The 16,317-nt window shown below is 42.2% G+C and carries 11 protein-coding genes and 3 tRNA genes; all 14 read right to left on the bottom strand.

Going from position 1 to position 16,317, the window contains the following annotated elements; all coding sequences use genetic code 11:
* Positions 1-38: 38 nt before the first annotated feature.
* Positions 39-2,459 carry a tetratricopeptide repeat protein gene (locus METMA_RS0118610; protein WP_020160620.1) on the bottom strand — a complete coding sequence of 807 codons (2,421 nt, stop codon included), beginning with the start codon at positions 2,457-2,459 and terminating at the stop codon, positions 39-41.
* A gap of 1,197 nt (positions 2,460-3,656) precedes the next feature.
* Positions 3,657-4,628, bottom strand: coding sequence for an ExeA family protein (locus METMA_RS0118605; protein WP_020160619.1), 972 nt, complete (start codon positions 4,626-4,628; stop codon positions 3,657-3,659).
* A 363-nt stretch (positions 4,629-4,991) separates the two neighbouring features.
* The gene (galU, locus tag METMA_RS0118600) at positions 4,992-5,879 is read right to left on the bottom strand and encodes a UTP--glucose-1-phosphate uridylyltransferase GalU (RefSeq protein ID WP_020160618.1); all 888 of its coding nucleotides are present in this window, start codon (positions 5,877-5,879) and stop codon (positions 4,992-4,994) included.
* A gap of 107 nt (positions 5,880-5,986) precedes the next feature.
* The gene (locus tag METMA_RS0118595; RefSeq protein WP_020160617.1) at positions 5,987-7,387 is read right to left on the bottom strand and encodes a mannose-1-phosphate guanylyltransferase/mannose-6-phosphate isomerase; all 1,401 of its coding nucleotides are present in this window, start codon (positions 7,385-7,387) and stop codon (positions 5,987-5,989) included.
* Between the two features lie 1,488 nt (positions 7,388-8,875).
* Positions 8,876-8,950: transfer RNA gene (locus METMA_RS0118585), tRNA-Gly, on the bottom strand.
* A 16-nt stretch (positions 8,951-8,966) separates the two neighbouring features.
* Positions 8,967-9,040 (bottom strand) — tRNA-Cys (locus METMA_RS0118580).
* Positions 9,041-9,092: 52 nt separating this feature from the next.
* A tRNA-Gly gene (locus tag METMA_RS0118575) sits at positions 9,093-9,167 on the bottom strand.
* Positions 9,168-9,223: 56 nt separating this feature from the next.
* Entirely contained in the window at positions 9,224-9,748 is a 525-nt protein-coding gene (locus METMA_RS0118570; protein WP_020160616.1) for a hypothetical protein, read from the bottom strand.
* 288 nt (positions 9,749-10,036) lie between these two features.
* Positions 10,037-11,617: a hypothetical protein gene (locus tag METMA_RS0118565; protein ID WP_020160615.1), complete on the bottom strand. Its 1,581-nt coding sequence runs from the start codon at positions 11,615-11,617 to the stop codon at positions 10,037-10,039.
* A gap of 45 nt (positions 11,618-11,662) precedes the next feature.
* Positions 11,663-12,571, bottom strand: a complete 909-nt coding sequence (gene cysK / locus METMA_RS0118560; protein WP_020160614.1) for a cysteine synthase A — start codon at positions 12,569-12,571, stop codon at positions 11,663-11,665.
* A gap of 88 nt (positions 12,572-12,659) precedes the next feature.
* A complete protein-coding gene (locus tag METMA_RS0118555; protein ID WP_020160613.1) occupies positions 12,660-13,463 on the bottom strand; it encodes an ABC transporter permease in 804 nt (267 codons plus the stop codon).
* On the bottom strand, positions 13,460-14,200 hold the full coding sequence (locus METMA_RS0118550; RefSeq protein ID WP_020160612.1) for an ABC transporter ATP-binding protein: 741 nt from the start codon (positions 14,198-14,200) through the stop codon (positions 13,460-13,462). The genes METMA_RS0118555 and METMA_RS0118550 overlap by 4 nt, the downstream gene beginning before the upstream one ends.
* The gene (locus tag METMA_RS0118545; RefSeq protein ID WP_020160611.1) at positions 14,197-15,159 is read right to left on the bottom strand and encodes a PQQ-dependent catabolism-associated beta-propeller protein; all 963 of its coding nucleotides are present in this window, start codon (positions 15,157-15,159) and stop codon (positions 14,197-14,199) included. The genes METMA_RS0118550 and METMA_RS0118545 overlap by 4 nt, the downstream gene beginning before the upstream one ends.
* Positions 15,160-15,170: 11 nt before the next feature.
* Positions 15,171-16,310 carry an ABC transporter substrate-binding protein gene (locus tag METMA_RS0118540; RefSeq protein WP_020160610.1) on the bottom strand — a complete coding sequence of 380 codons (1,140 nt, stop codon included), beginning with the start codon at positions 16,308-16,310 and terminating at the stop codon, positions 15,171-15,173.
* Positions 16,311-16,317 lie beyond the last annotated feature (7 nt).

Genomic DNA, 16,317 nt, shown 5'->3' with positions numbered 1-16,317 from the left:
TTATATTAGCCATCCTCTAGCCCAAGAGATTAGCCGCCTTATCTCGCGGCGATAATTTCCTGCAATAATTCTTCAGCGGCCTTTTTATCGGAGAAATATCCTTTTCTTTTGGTTAACTCAAGCGCTTGCTTCAATTCTGACATCGCCGCTCCATGATTCCCGCTTTTATATTGCGCAACGCCCAAGTGATACTTGAATACAGGCACATCCGGTTCAGCAATGCTGATTTGGTTCAATATATTTAAACCCTCGGATATATTGCCTTGCTTGACTAGCGCCCAGGCATAAGTATCTCTATAGTAAGCCTGCTTTGAGTCTTTAAATTTTTCAACCAACTGAACTGCTCTTTTTAAAGTTTCTTCTTCCTCGAAATGTTCAATCAAAATAGCAGCCAGATTATTTGCAGCCAGGTCTAAACGAGGATGTTTCCGCAGTAATGCTTCATAAATAGCGATAGCGGCATCATAATCTTTCTGTAATTCATATAATGATGCCAATGACAGTGATAACTTGATGTTATCCGGATTCTGTTTTAGCCCTTCCAGATAAACAGATATAGCGGCTTTGGATTCATTCTGCACCAATTTGACATTGGCCAGGGACATATACACTTGCGGAATTTTAGTTTTATTTTTAATCAGCTTAGTTAATACCGCGGAAGCCTTGTCAAACTCTTTATTGATTAAATATAAATCGCTCAGTACAAGGCCGGCCGAGATATTATTGGGATTCTTGGAAAGCAGTCCGTTTAAAAAAACAACCATCTCTTCTTGCTTGTTCAAGCTTTGATAACAACGCGCCATGTTGGTTATAGCATCCCGGTTACCGGGAAATTTATCTAATAATTCTTTATATATCGCGATCGCTTTGACAAAATTGCCTTGCTCTTGCTGAAGTTGTCCTTCTAAATACTTCGCCAAACGTGGGGCTAGCGGATTTGGGCTTTTTGCAATTTCCTTGATCGTTACCTGTGCATTATTCCAGTTCTTTTCAACCAGATTTAGTTTCGCCAGCTTTTCCAGCAAAACAATATTACCGGGTGTCAGCCTTATCGCTTTTATAAGGACTTCTTTCGCATACTTAATATTTTTTGCCTTCAGCGCTTTATCGTATACATAGGCTAGCGCCTGTAAATTAGCCGGGTTGATTTTCAAGGCCCTGGTAAAGCTGTCATTGGCCTGTTTGTGATCTTCTTTAACTAGAAATGATTGACCCAGCAAAACCAGCGCTTCTTCCGAATCCGGCCGATTCCAAAGTACTCTATTTAGTAAATCAATCGCCTCATCATATTGTTCTTTTACAAGCAGTAATCGGGCTTGCAAAATTTTCGCATCATCATAATTTGAATTCGCTTTTAATATTTCTTCGATAAGCTTTTGTGATTTGTCAAAATCCTTCTCTTCTAATGCCAGCTTTGCCAATAGCGTCTTTGCGGAAAGGCCAACATTCGAATGATCTTCAATTTCTATGATTCTGTTAAGTGTGCTCCTTGCCTCATCAAAATTTTTTCTCGCAATCATCCAGTTTGATAGTTCAAATAGTATCTGTGACTGATCTTTATGCTTTTCAGCGAATTGGTGAAATTGCTCCGAAACTTTGTCGCTAGCTGAAGCCGATAAAAAATCAAGCAGCAGCAATTTTAGCTTTGCCTTGTCAGGGTCGGCATCTACAAGCATCCGTAAAAGATTTTCCGCTTCTTTTTTCTTGCCGGCCTGCGAATAAATCTTCGCCAGCGTGATTTTAAAGTCCTGATTATCAGGGGATAACTCAATTAGATTCTGGTAATCATCAATAACGGCATCTATATTTTTTGTTTTCGCATCTAATTGAATTTTAAAAAGACGCAATGAAACATCATGGTCATTGGATTTTATTGCGGCATTTATTAAAGCCAGAGCTTCATCGAAGTTCTCCTTTTCCATATAAATGGCAGACTTCAGCGATAAGGCATCCGTGTAATTAGGATCTATGTTTAGAACTTTATCTACAATGAGAAGTGATTCTTCCGGCTTTTGTTGCCTTGATAAAGCAGAAGCTTTTAGCGTAAGCGCACCCACATTCTGGCTGGAATCCTGCAAAATGGTTTCTGCCTGCTCTAATGCTTTATCCACTTCGCCGAGCCGAAGCTGTACTTTCCCTAATTTTAGTCTCGCATCAATATTACCTGGGGCTAACTCAATGGCTTTTATCAAGTTATCGCGCATTGCCTTGAACTGCCTGTTTTTTTCATCCATTAAAGCCAGATAATAATAAGTTTCCGCAGCATTTTTATCTGCCTGACTGGATGTCTTTAATTCAAGTTTTGCTTTATCGAACTCTCCTTCCTTAAAAAGCTCAATCCCTCGCTGCAAATGATCCTTAGCCTCTTCTTCAGGATTAGTACATGCATTTAGTACCCATAAAACGGTAAACAATAAAGCGATAGTCAGTTTTCTGTTAATGCAAGAATAATCCATCATCTTCTTAACCTTGTTTATGTAATTTGATAACTTTACGAGTCGATATAGAATGTATTCAGCAAACCTAACACATCCAATAATCATAGTTTTTCATAGAGCTGTCCGTTAAGTTTCAGTATCTAACCTTCAGAAAATTAATTGCATCAGACTTTGGATTCCGCCTAGTACATAACGTATTGATTCACTCACAGACAGAAGTACGGCTGTACCAGCCCCTCATAATGTTGCAAGAAGGATGGCGTTTCCAGTTTGTACTCAGTGTTTTAATTAAGCACTAATGGTTGAAAATATATTCCATTCATACAATGGGCGGTAGTCTGCATAGGTATCTTCACCCGGTAATGTCTTTTGTGCCATGGCATCAACCACTCGGTATAACTTGTCCTACATCCGGTGTTTGTGGGCATGGAACTGCGAATTTCCAATATCTTCAAATACGCTTTTAAGTTTAAAGAACAAGAATATCTAACTTATTAAATCAGTTTTAATTTGATCTTTATAAAGGGATCAATTAACTCAGACTAAAAAGTTGCCATGAACCGCTTAATCATTATTTCTACTAATAGTTTGTCATGCCGATTGTTTTATTGCGCAAACTATCAAATTCAGCTGTCTGGTTTTCAGCTCCGGATTTGCGAGCCTGCTTATGGAACGGCTGTCTACAAAAATGGAAGTTTCCCTCAATATGCGTTTAAACCTTTTTCCCGCTACTCCTGGAATCATTTACGCGGCTTAACGGTTTCGATTTGGTATGGTTTGTTGTGATATAACAAAGTCTAAACAAACCTTTCCAGATTAGGCAAAAAAGTGTTTATAACCTTATTGTCTGTTTGAGCTTAAAATACTCTCTATCCCTAATTTTTCAATAGGTGATATAACGTATCTTGGCAGACTTTTTAATTTTTAAACTTTATTGCCCAGTTTGAGGGCATGCGTTGAACCAGACATACAACCAAAATTTAGCCAATCAGAGTCAGCAACGAATTTAGTAAATGAAGTAGTTATGCCGGTCGGTTTAGAACTGATTGATAATTGGATATAAAATTGAATTAATCAAATATAGGCTGGACTGTCGGGAATTACGACGCCAAATGCCCATCATCAATCATTTTATATTCGCATATCAAGATAGAGAGTGACTTAATTTAATGATATCAGGCATTTTTTATCTGCTCATGGACGGCTTCATTCCCTTCATCATAAGCACGTTGAAGTATCGAAACCTGTTTTCTCGAGGATAGCTTTATGGAACTTCTCCGCTTCGGCAATACGTTCACTCAACCCTAGATCGGGAGAAATGGTTCCTGTAAATTGATTAATGCCGCTTGTTTTTCTTTCATTCACCACTTCCAATATGGTTTTCCAGCCAATTTCATGTGTATCGGTAGCAAAAGCAAACACCATTGCCAAGTCGCAAATATTGTTAATTAGTCGAGGAACGCCTTCAGTATAATAAAATACTGCCGCACAGGCTGATTCCTTAAACACAGACGGCCTTCCGCCGGCAGCCTGGATACGATGCGCTATGTAATGCTTTGTTTCTTCAAAATTAAGGGGCTTTAAATGATATTCAATGGAGATCCGTTGTGCAAATTGAGCCAGTTCGGGCAAATTTAGTTTATCGACCAGTTCCGGTTGTCCTACCAGTATAAGTTGAAGCATCACATGCCGGCTTACATTGATGTTAGACAGCAACCTTAACTCCTCAAGCGTTTCAATATCCATGTTTTGAGCTTCATCGACAATTAATACAACACGTCGTTTTTTTTGATTTTGTTCCGTTATGTATTTAACAAAGGCTTGATAGCGCTCGGTTTTATTCTTGGCATCATGCTGTATATTAAACGAAGCCAATACCCATGTTAGCAAATCACCAAAACTACTATGCGTATTAGTGATTAATCCTACCGCGCATTGGTCTTTAATTTTGCTTAACATACACCTGATCAAGGTTGTTTTGCCCGAACCTATCTCGCCGGTAATAACTGTAATACCCGCTTGACTGACTAAACCGTAGTGGAGTGTGGTTAAGGCTTTTTTATGTTTAGAGCTCAAATACAGAAATCCAGGATCAGGAATAAGAGCAAATGGTTTTTTCTTGAGTCCAAAAAATTTTTTATACATATTTATGGCAATAAGTTCGTTTAAAGGTTTATCCAAGCTTATCATCAAGAACTCGCCGAGAGCATTTCGGAGAACAGACTACCCTGCATGATTGGATAAGCTGATTCTATGGAAATCCATGGCAGGATATTAAATGATACAACCAGGCTTTCCGCTATGTCCCATATCAGAATAAAAACAAACTACACTGCGTTCCCTGCTTTTTTTATAACACACTTCTAGAAATTAAAGTAATCATCTTAAAATGAGACTTTCGAGTGTTACTGAAACAGCATTACAACGAATAAAGAATTTTGAATTAAGAAAAAACATTCTAAATAAAAAGGCTACCGGAAATGCAGCCTTTTTGTTTTAACCAGAATAATTTAATTACCCAGAGCTCCTCCGGTTATCTTTACAGGATTAGTCTTAGATTTTATGCATTTTAGTCAAATTTTTTAGATACGCTAAAAAGTCGTCTTTAAGCTCTTTATGCAGCAATCCATGCTCTACCGTTGCTATTAAAAAACCCAGCTTGGAACCGCAGTCATAGCGTTTTCCTTCAAACTCATAAGCCAATACCTGTTCATCAAGCAATAAATCAGCAATAGCATCGGTTAATTGAATTTCGCCGCCCGCTCCCCTTCCGGTTTTTTCAATTTTGTCAAAAATAGCGGGAGTCAAGATATATCGACCTACGACCGCTAAGTTTGATGGCGCATCCACTGGTTTGGGTTTCTCGACAATAAGTTCGACAGGAGCGAAAGAGCCTGAAAACTCACCTGTCTTGACAATACCGTAACTACCGGTTTCAGAGGGATCGACTCTTTCCACGCCAAGAATAGAGGTGTGCATTTGCTCATAGAGGCGCACCATCTGTGCCATGCATCCCCTGCCGGCGTCTGCGATCAGGTCATCCGCCAATATAACGGCAAAAGGCTCATTGCCAACCACAGATTTGGCGCAATATACGGCATGGCCTAAGCCCAATGCTTCAGATTGTCGGATAAAAACACATGAAACATGGGCAGGCAAAATTTCCCGAATCATATTTAATGTTTCAAATTTACCTTTTGCTTCAAGTTCTTTTTCAAGTTCGTAAGCTTTATCGAAATGGTCCGGTATAGCTCTTTTATTACGGCCGGTAACAAAAATCATAGTATCAATACCGGCTGCAACAGCTTCCTCTACAGCGTATTGAATCAGCGGCTTATCAACGATCGGCAGCATTTCTTTCGGGCTAGCCTTGGTCGCCGGTAAAAAACGTGTGCCTAATCCCGCCACCGGGAAAACCGCCTTGGTAATCTTTTTATTCATTAATTTTTTCCTTATCAATATAATTATTTGACTGTTTATTTAATGTTGTTTTGAATTTAACAGGCTGGAAAACTTATACGCTGCCAAGGCGCTGCAACTAGAAATTATTAATCACGCCCATAAGAATCTTCAAAGCGTACAATATCATCTTCGCCCAAATAACTACCCGATTGAACCTCCACCATTTCCAATGGAATGATACCCGGGTTTTCAAGGCAATGCACCGTCCCCAAAGGAATGTAGGTAGATTCATTTTCGGAGAGTAAAATCTTTTCAGTCCCCTTGGTTACCAAAGCAGTACCTTTTACCACAACCCAGTGTTCAGCACGATGGTGATGTTTCTGTACTGATAACCTGGCTCCTGGCTTGACTACAATACGTTTAGTCTGATACCGCTCGCCGCCGTCCACTGAATCATAATGGCCCCAAGGTCGATAAACCTTACGGTGCAATTCCGCCTCACTGCGTTTAAGTTGTTTTAGCTGAGCAACAATATCCTTTACTTCCTGTACTCTGTCTTTCGGGGCGACCATCAATGCATCAGCGGTTTCGACAACGACCAGATCCCGCAATCCAATAATTGCAACCAGCTTATTTTCGGCCCGCACAAAAGAATTTTCGGTGTCCACCGTTAACACATCACCGCTAATAGCGTTGCCGAACTCATCTTTATCGGCAACATCCCATAAAGCCGACCAAGAACCTACGTCATTCCAACCGGCATCCAACGGAATCACTACAGCTTTATCGGTTTTCTCCATCACTGCATAGTCGATGGAATCAGCCGGGCATGCGGAAAAGAGTTTTTTATCCAAGCGGATAAAATCCAAATCCACTTTAGCGGCGTTAAGCGCTTGTTGGCAGGCTAGCAATATATCCGGATTAAACTTATTCAGCTCTTGTAGAAAACTACCCGCTCTAAAGGCAAACATTCCGCTGTTCCAGAAATAATCACCACTTTCTAAATAATACTTTGCTGTATCTAAATCTGGTTTTTCAACAAAAGCTGCAACATTAAAAGCGTTTCCCTGTTGCAATTTATCTCGTTTGATATAACCATACCCTGTTTCAGGCTCAGTAGGTACGATACCAAACGTCACTAATCGCCCCTGCTCAGCTAAAACCCGTGCTTGGTCAATAGCATGATGAAAGGCTTCCAGATTCGATATGACATGGTCTGCCGGCAATACCAACAAAACATCATCCTCGGATTCCGCTGTTAAGGCCGCCATAGCGACAGCCGGTGCAGTGTTTTTGCCTATAGGCTCCAGAATCATTGCAGCTGGCTTGACACCAATTTCCCATAATTGCTCCGCCAACATAAAACGATGATCTTCATTGCAAATAGCGATTGGCGCTTGCATTTCTGCTACGCCATTGAGCCTGAGCACGGTTTCCTGCAATAAAGTATAATCAGAAATTAACGGCAGAAATTGCTTAGGAAACTGTCCTCGAGATAAGGGCCAAAGTCTTGTACCTGAGCCACCGGATAAGATAACGGGGATCATATCGCTTACTCCTTCCTTTGTTTTATGAAGAGTTTCTTAAATCCTAATTGAAAATTATTTTAACACTTCTTTATTAAGCCTAACTTGTTTTCAATCAACTACTGAAGCCAGATATCCAGAAGAAGAGGCAAAGCCATATCTGCAAAAGTTGATATTTCATTTGTCCTCATTCAGCTATGTTTACACCTATCATTAAATGGCAAATTAAAACTATTGTTGTGAACGCTTATATGACTTTGCCTTAAAAAAGTCTCGGGCATATTTTACTGCCTACTTGAAATAATGTATGCAGTTACCATTGAGATGAAACAGGTGGCGCTTATTTATATTCTAATGATGTGCAGTAAATACAAATAACTTAGGAACGGGAATGAAATAAGACCCGCGTGTGACAGGATTTCTGTTCCTGTTCAACGACAGCATGGACAGGAAATGATCCCGTCATTTCTCTGCATTCACCCCATCCATGGGGCTCATGCAGAAGGTAGGTAGAAAACCGCTCCTGCGTTGCCTACAGGGATGTAGGTACTTAGCGTGAGCAGGAGCGGAAGCTGCGCCTAAAGCGCCTACTGTTGGTGCGCTACCTCCTGCAACCATGCAGTCATGCTCACGCCCGCCCCTTAACTAACTTAGTAATGGGCATGGAATAAATCAGGGATTTGTAGGTGCGAATTCATTTATACCCTATGGGTACTTGTGGCCTAGAGGGTATTCGCACTATGCGGATACCCTCTAGGCCACAAGTAAATCCGCACCTACACCGGAAATTCATCCGTGCACTTGAGGAAGTTATTTTATGCGCGTTCCTTCGTCAGAAGCAAAAGACAGGAAATTTTGAGGTCGTGTATGGATGGCTTGTAGAAGTTCGCCTTATCGAGAACTGCAAAAAGCCTGTAGTCATTGCATCGGCTTTATACGCATGACATAGCCAGTTGCATGAAGTAGATAATGAGAGCGATTTTTTTGATAATACTGATTTTAAATATTGATGATTCACGAATTTTTTGTGTTCATCTATCCGGGCCAACTGTTTTAGCAACATAACCGCGAACAACGCGATACCGGTCATCAATATTCATCACTGGTTTTAGACCTCGGCCTTCAGGCCGAAAGGAGCGCCCTGCAACAAGCGAAGTTGCTTTCTCGGGCGCGGATTGGGAAGGAGATGCAGACCCTTCCCAAGCATTGGCTTCATCCCGCAGGGATATTTCCTTATTGCTCTCGAAAATACCACTCATTAATATCAACAAATGTTAGCCGCATTCTTTAATAAGATACGCAATCGTTGGTTTAACCGTTTTCAAAGATTGAAATTTTTACTGATGCTTTAAATGATGAGCACAGGTTCAGCAAGGGATTATCCGCACTCTTGAATTCGGATCGGCTCTGTGATTTGTCTCATTTGATAAGTCTACTTTAGATTAGGCTTAAGGAATTATTCATCGGAAATAAAAAAGCCGCGAGCATACGCGGCTTTTTTTAATATATTGGAGCGGGAAACGAGATTCGAACTCGCGACCCCAACCTTGGCAAGGTTGTGCTCTACCACTGAGCTATTCCCGCATTTCAATTTAACGAATGGAGGCTGCGAGCGGAATCGAACCGCTGTAGATGGCTTTGCAGGCCACTGCATAACCACTTTGCTACGCAGCCTTAAAAGGTAAAATAAAAAAGCCGCGAGCATACGCGGCTTTTTTTAATATATTGGAGCGGGAAACGAGATTCGAACTCGCGACCCCAACCTTGGCAAGGTTGTGCTCTACCACTGAGCTATTCCCGCGTTTCAATTTATTCGCACATTATATAGGCTTTTTTAATATTGTCAAACTTTGTTATTTATTGAACATTAATTGATAAAACCCAGCCATCTCTACCCTGGCATTCGCCTTCCAGCATTTGAACTTTGGCAAATGCATTTTTCTTTCCAGAAAAATCCTGCAAATCTGTGACAGTCACAGGAGTCCCTTGAGGCATATGTTTACAAGCCGCGTTTCTGTCATCTTCCTCTGTATCATCGTATGCGGCTATAGTACCCGGCACAGCAACTAAACGGATGGTTGCCGCTTTATCATATGTATTTGGGCTTTTTAAAACATATTTCTGTCCTACTACAAGATTCTTAATCGCAGGCCCGGAAACAGATTTCGAGGAACCGCCACCGCTCATCATGACAATTACTAGAAGGACAACGACCCCGCCAATGGCGCCAAAAAAAGCTTTTGGGTTTTTTTCTTTTAAACTCGACATTGAAGAAATCAGGTTTCCTACTATATTTTTTGCCGAGCTTTCAGGTTTGTTAACATTTTCTTCCGCTTGGTTAACATTTTCTTCGGTTTTGTTAACATTTTCTTCGTTACTCATTTTCATCCTCACGATATTGTAATTTTATTTATTATATTTATTGAGACTCCGCCCAAAGTATCATCATCCGCTTGCTCGGTAATCCGAAACAAGAACTGCCTGACTAGCTTCCTGGGTTAAAATAATGAAAAACAGTTAATAAATTTTTACTTAGAGCAAGAGCTTCTATTTCATCCAGCTTTAAACAATTTTAAAAGTCAACAGTCCATTGATAGATCCAAATGAATGCACCAACTTACCATGATGAAAAAACTTTTCAAGTGCTATGTGCGCTCTTATTTTATCTAATTAAATAAAGTCATAGCCTTTTTTAGTTTGGGCCGGTTTTTCTTTTTCCGCTATACGTTGGCATTCGAATTGCCAATAACCTAATCCGACATTTTTCCTGTTCTTTAATGCAACAGGAAAGCCTTCTTCGTCGTGCACAAACAAGTGAATACTATCGCCTTCCAGCATGCAAGTCTCGGTAATGATATAGCTTTTTTCGCTTTTCTGCTCATTTCCTGTATATAGCAAGGCTTTTTGCGGCTCATCTTTTTCCGACGCATCGGCCTGTCTATAAGATACAGCGGAAGATTGTTCCGCTAACAACTGCATGCCAAAATCTATCTTTCCATTCTGCTTCGATACAACAATTTTATTGACTATCCCTAAGGAACGCTTATATTCCGGCATATCTGTTTTTCGGAAACTAACCAGACTACCCACAGATAGAACGCCGGTTTTCTTAAATACACAGGATAACAACTGATCAGAGCTTGACTGAGCAAGAAACTCCAGATTTTTTTCAGTATCCGTTTCCAATGAATTCTGTAGATCGAAAGTCGTATCCAGGCCAATAGCGATATAGCGATCCAGTCTATCGCTAAAAAAAAGAGCTCCTTGAAAATCAATGCCAGACCATCTTTGTCCAAGATAGTCAAGTAGTTCTGCCGATAGCTTTACACTATTATTTTTTGACACATACATTGGGCTAAATCTTGCTTCGATCGCACTAATCATCTTCTCCTTCTGCTGTAAAGCTTTAAATAGCCTAGTAAAATCTATATACAGTGCAGCCGGATCATTTTTAACACTTATACTGTCCTGATAATACGGTGGTTTATCTTCATCCGTTGAGATAATACACTGCATCTGCTGACCAGCAACAGGTTCGCTTTTCAAGCTCACTAGAAAATCGATGGTTTCAATGAAGCTATAAACCAACAAAATTTCTTTTTGCATCAAGCCGGTCGGATCAGCAAGGCTGAGTAACAGGATTTGTTTATAACATTCTTCAGGAGTACTTGTTTTATTGGACTGATTTATGTCATTGACAATTTTAGTCGTATCTTTTTTTATTTCGATACTGAGCTTATAAAGTGAATGAAGATCTATCCATACCCAATCCGGAATAGACATTCCCATAAGAAAATGACTGATTACAATGCTACTTAATCCGCTAATGCATCGCTGAATTGCTAATGCTGCATTTTTTCCCTGAAACCAGCTGACATTGCGCCTGGTTAACTCTTTAAGTACTATCCAGTAGCCGATAGTAAATTCCTTTTCAATTGAAACTAATACATCGAGAATTTTCTTGTCATTCTCTTCTTTCGGAAATCCTGTTTTAATGAGTCTTGAACGAAGATAGTCCTCAATTACCAATGCACTGGGCCTTACAAGCTCCAAGGCATCCAGCCTCATCTGACTATCCATCTCAATAGCATTACAATCTTTAATAAAATCGTAAAGCAGGCGGGTAGCCAAACCAGGATTGGCCGTCGGCAATTCGGTAATCCATTGTTGCAGTGCCTTAATTGAAAATTCTTTTAGACGCAGAGGATTATTCTGTTGCGTTGGAATGACCAGAAAAAAAGAGTTCTTCACATATTCACCGATTTTAACTTCGCTCTTTAGTAATTAACAAAGCCATTATCCCATACTCAAATAGCGCTCACCGGTATCATGGACAATGGTTACCACCGTTTTTCCTGGCCCTAATTTTTTAGCCACTCTTAATGCGGCACAGACACTGGCACCCGATGAAATGCCGGCAAGAACGCCTTCCTCCTCAATTAACCGCTTGCGCATTGCGAATGCTTCGTCCGTGCTGACTAACTCAATAGCATCCAATAAATCCACGTTCAGATTTTTGGGAATAAATCCGGCACCGATACCTTGAATTTTATGTGGGCTATGGGTACCACCGGATATAACAGGAGATTCAGCGGGCTCTACTGCAATAACCTGAAAATTTTCTTTTCTTTTTTTAATGACATCGGCAACGCCTGAAATCGTTCCACCGGTACCAACGCCACACACAAACGCGTCAATGTTTCCCTCGGTAGCGGACCATATTTCCTGTGCCGTTGTCTGTTTGTGTATTTCCGGATTAGCGGGATTTTCAAACTGTTGAGGCATAAATGCGCCTGATGTATTCGCAACAAGTTCTTCGGCCTTACTAATAGCACCTTTCATCCCTTCGGGACCAGGAGTTAAAACAATCTCCGCCCCGAACAACGCCATTAGATGACGCCTTTCCACCGACATGGTCTCAGGCATGGTCAATATGCACCGATAGCCACGCGCTGCGGCGACCATTGCCAGAGCGATGCCAGTATTGCCTGAGGTCGGTTCGATTATAGTACCGCCCGCCTTAAGCCGCCCCTCTTGCTCGGCCGCTTTTATCATGGCGAGGCCAATTCTGTCTTTTACGGAACCGCCAGGGTTGCGATACTCGAGCTTAACCAATATATCGGCAGAACCAGCCTCTGCAATATGCCGTAATTTCAATAAACTGGTGTTGCCAATCAATTCACCAATATCCTGAGCGTAAGTCATTTTTCCACCTCTATAAATTTATAAATCTAAGGTAATGAGACAATTTTAGACCAAACTAGCAAATCAATTTGAATGAGAGAATAGGCTGTCACCCCCCACCTTTTCTCACCATCATGCCCCTCGAAGGATTATAACCAATGATTGCTGCTATCATAAAAATAACAAAAGCGACAAAAGTATAAATAAAAGCCTCCTGATTAAACTGCTCATACAAGGCAAATCTTGTCAACTCGACCGCTTGCGAGAAGGGATTGTATTTAGCCAGATTATGCAACAGCTCACTGGACTCTTTGATTTTCCATAAGGGATATAACGCTGTGGACATGAAAAATAAAGGGAAAATCACGAAATTCATAACGCCTGCAAAATTTTCAAGTTGTTTTATGAATGACGACAAGAGTAGTCCCAAAGCTCCTAGCATCAATCCTGAAAGCATAAGCGCCGGCAATACCCACAAGTAACCTTGCCATGGTGCTTGTATTTCGTAAAACCACGCAATGGCTAAAAATACATAAACTTGTACAATGGATACTGCCGTACCGGCTAATAATTTACTAAGCAATAAAAAACCTCTTGGCAACGGGCATACCATCAGTATCCGCATGCTCCCCATTTCCCTATCATAGACCATTGACAATGAACTTTGCATACCATTAAACAGCTGTATCATGCCGATCAACCCCGGCGTAATATAAACTTCGTAAAGTATATAAGTTTCATAAGGTGGAGTGATAGCCAGACCTAATGCGGCTCGAAAACCGGCAGCGAATACAAATAACCAGACCAAAGGCCTGACCAGAGCCGAAATAAAACGCTCACGTTGGGTAACAAAACGCCACAATTCACGCCAAATAATGCCCCACATTGCGCGCCAGTAATGCAATAGTTTCATGCCTGCTCTCCTTGCGTCAATTTGTAAAAAGCTTCTTTAATCGTTGCGGCATGGGTAAGTGCCTGAACTTCATCAACGGTGCCTTGCGCTTTAATGCGGCCTTTATGAAGCACGATCAAGCGATCCTGCGGATAAATCTCATCTATTAAATGACTCGCCCATAAAACCGCCATCTGTTGCTCGACGGCCAATCTGTGCACGTGTTCTACGATATCGTGGCGACTGGGTACATCCAGACCGACAGTAGGCTCATCCAATAACAGCAACGACGGCTTATGCAATAGCGCCCTTGCAATCTCGACTCGCCTTCTATGCCCACCGTTAAGCTCGCGAATTTGCTCAAAACGACGATCGACCATATCCAGTCGTTCCAATTCTTCCTGAATCCGTTGCGTGGCCTGCTTCCGGCTCATGCCATGCAAGGATGCGTGATAACGCAAGTTCTGCATGACTGTCAGGTCCATATCCAAGGTCGTCTGTTGAAAAACCACGCCCAGTTTTGCCAAGGCCTTGCGCGTTTGCCGCTTGATATCGAAACCGCATAATTCGATACGCCCGCTGCGCGTATCATACAGCCGCGTAATCAATGAAAATAACGTACTTTTACCGGCGCCGTTAGGGCCTAACAGAATGGTACATTCCCCTTGCTGAATCTTGAAGTTAACGTCATCAAGCGCTTTCTTGCCGCTATATGAAAAGCTTAAGTTTTTAACCAACAATGCTATAGGCGCTTTCATGGCTTGACTGCAACTCCCCAAGGATAAAGCCCCACGCCGACCGATTTAGTCACTTTTTGACTTTCAAGATCAATAATGGAAATGTCATTACTGGTACCGTTAGTGGTATAGAGCCTTTTCTGGTCGGGAGAAAAGGCCAGATTCCAGACACGCTGTCCAACCAGCAAATATCTTTCGACTTCAAAAGTCTGTGCATTAATCACTGCGACACGGTTTGCAGGTCCCAATGCCACATAACCTCTGTTCCTGTCCTTGTCGATTGCGACGCCCACCGGTTGAATTTTATCGTTACTGACGCCGGGGATTTCAAAGCTGATGCTTTTGAGGATTTGTTTCGTATTGGCGTCCAGAATTGTCAGCGTACCAGCCATTTCCGATGTCGCCCATAATTGCTGGCTGTCCGCCGTAAAACTGACTGCGCGCGGACGTGGATCAACCAGCGTATTATCTGAAATCGCCAGGCTTTGAGTATCGATCCAATGCAGCATGTTCGTCGTCTCGGAGGCACTGATCACCCAGCGGTTATCTGGACTGACTGTAATGCCTTCAGGCTCAACGCCTACCTGGATCTGCTTGATGGCTTTTTTGCTAGCGGTATCGATGACGGTTACCAGACTATCATCTTCATTGGATACATAAAGCCTGTCGCCAGCCGGATTTAACGCAAATGTTTCGGGATCATCGCCGGATGGCAACTCACCCACTACCGCTAAATTAGCCGCATCAACGATTTTGATCGTATCGTCATCACTGGTGGCAATATACAAGTATTTATTATCGGGACTGATAGCGATACCCCGGGGGCGCTGACCGACGGGTACTGTTTTGATCAACTTGCCTTCCAATGGATCAACGACAGCCAGGGCGTTATCTTTTTCCAAGGTGACGAAAACAGTCTCCGCCTGTACCGCTCCTATGGATGCCGCCGCCAAAAACAGCGCTAAACAATTTTTTTTCATATGTATCTGCCTCACTTACATGTCGATTCGGATTGATCATAACCCAACGTATCAAGTTCGGTTCTTGGATGCAAAAAACCCTCAACTGGCGCCGTGGTAACCAATGACCTGGGAGCTGCCAGCAAAATCGGCTGCCTTAATTGCCCATTCCAGGCGCGGAAGGACAAGGGCCTGCCTTTATACCCCTGCAATGTAAACTGTTCGCTCAGCAGAAATTCCTTAACCGCTTTCAATTCATTGGATTTCGTACGTGTAGCCGCCTCGCCTATGGTTCTGACCGCCAGGTAAGCCGCATAGTCCTGCTCTTCCATCCAGCGTCCCGATTGCTCTTTAAAGCGATTTTGAATCTGCACGGCGCCCCATTGTTCATGCGTCCGGTGCCATGCCGTGGCAATCAAGCCCTGAGTCCCGACTACCGGCCGAGGGTGCCAGGTACGGTAGTCCAGATATTCCCCAAACAGCCCTTGCTCATCGGCAACAACCAAGACATCATAGTCATCCACTTGAGTAAACACGGGCACATCCGATTGCGCCGTGCGTCTTGCATCATAAGTATGCTCCCAGATTTTTTCTTCCACTATTTTCATGCCGAATCGCTTGGCGGCTCGTTTGATTGCATGTGCAAACAGCCGATCCTCCGGATTCGGACCGATCACCAGAAACCATTTATTCCAACGCTTTTTCATCATATATTGCGCCAATGCATCGGCCCGCATCGCCCTGCTGGGCAATATGTGCAATACGTTTTTACGGCATTGCTCATTGCGTAAGGCATCATCACGCGTGGATGCATCGAGTAACACCATCTGCTGGGCCGCGGGTAAATCGGCAATGCCGATCATTTGCTCGGCAGGCAATGTGCTCACAACAAATTGAAACTGACCATCGATGCTTTTGTTGAACACATCAGCAACATTGCCATCAATCGGTACAATGAATTTTTTCAGGGAAAATTGCTGACCGGTAAACTGCCCTGTCGTATTATTGTCGCTAATCGCCAGCTCTGCCCCTAACACCCCCTTGTTTTCAATGAAAGGGTCTAAATTGGACAAAGCCGGAGGCACTTTTTGCTCTTGCGCCAAATAGGCAATATTGACCGTCTGTTTAGCTTCCGCATAAACCGGGCTAGTGATAAGCAGTTGAAAAACCAATAAAAAC

Origin of the sequence: Methylobacter marinus A45, assembly GCF_000383855.1 — a bacterium.
GTDB classification, from domain to species: domain Bacteria; phylum Pseudomonadota; class Gammaproteobacteria; order Methylococcales; family Methylomonadaceae; genus Methylobacter; species Methylobacter marinus.
This window is presented reverse-complemented; position numbering and strand designations above follow the sequence as displayed.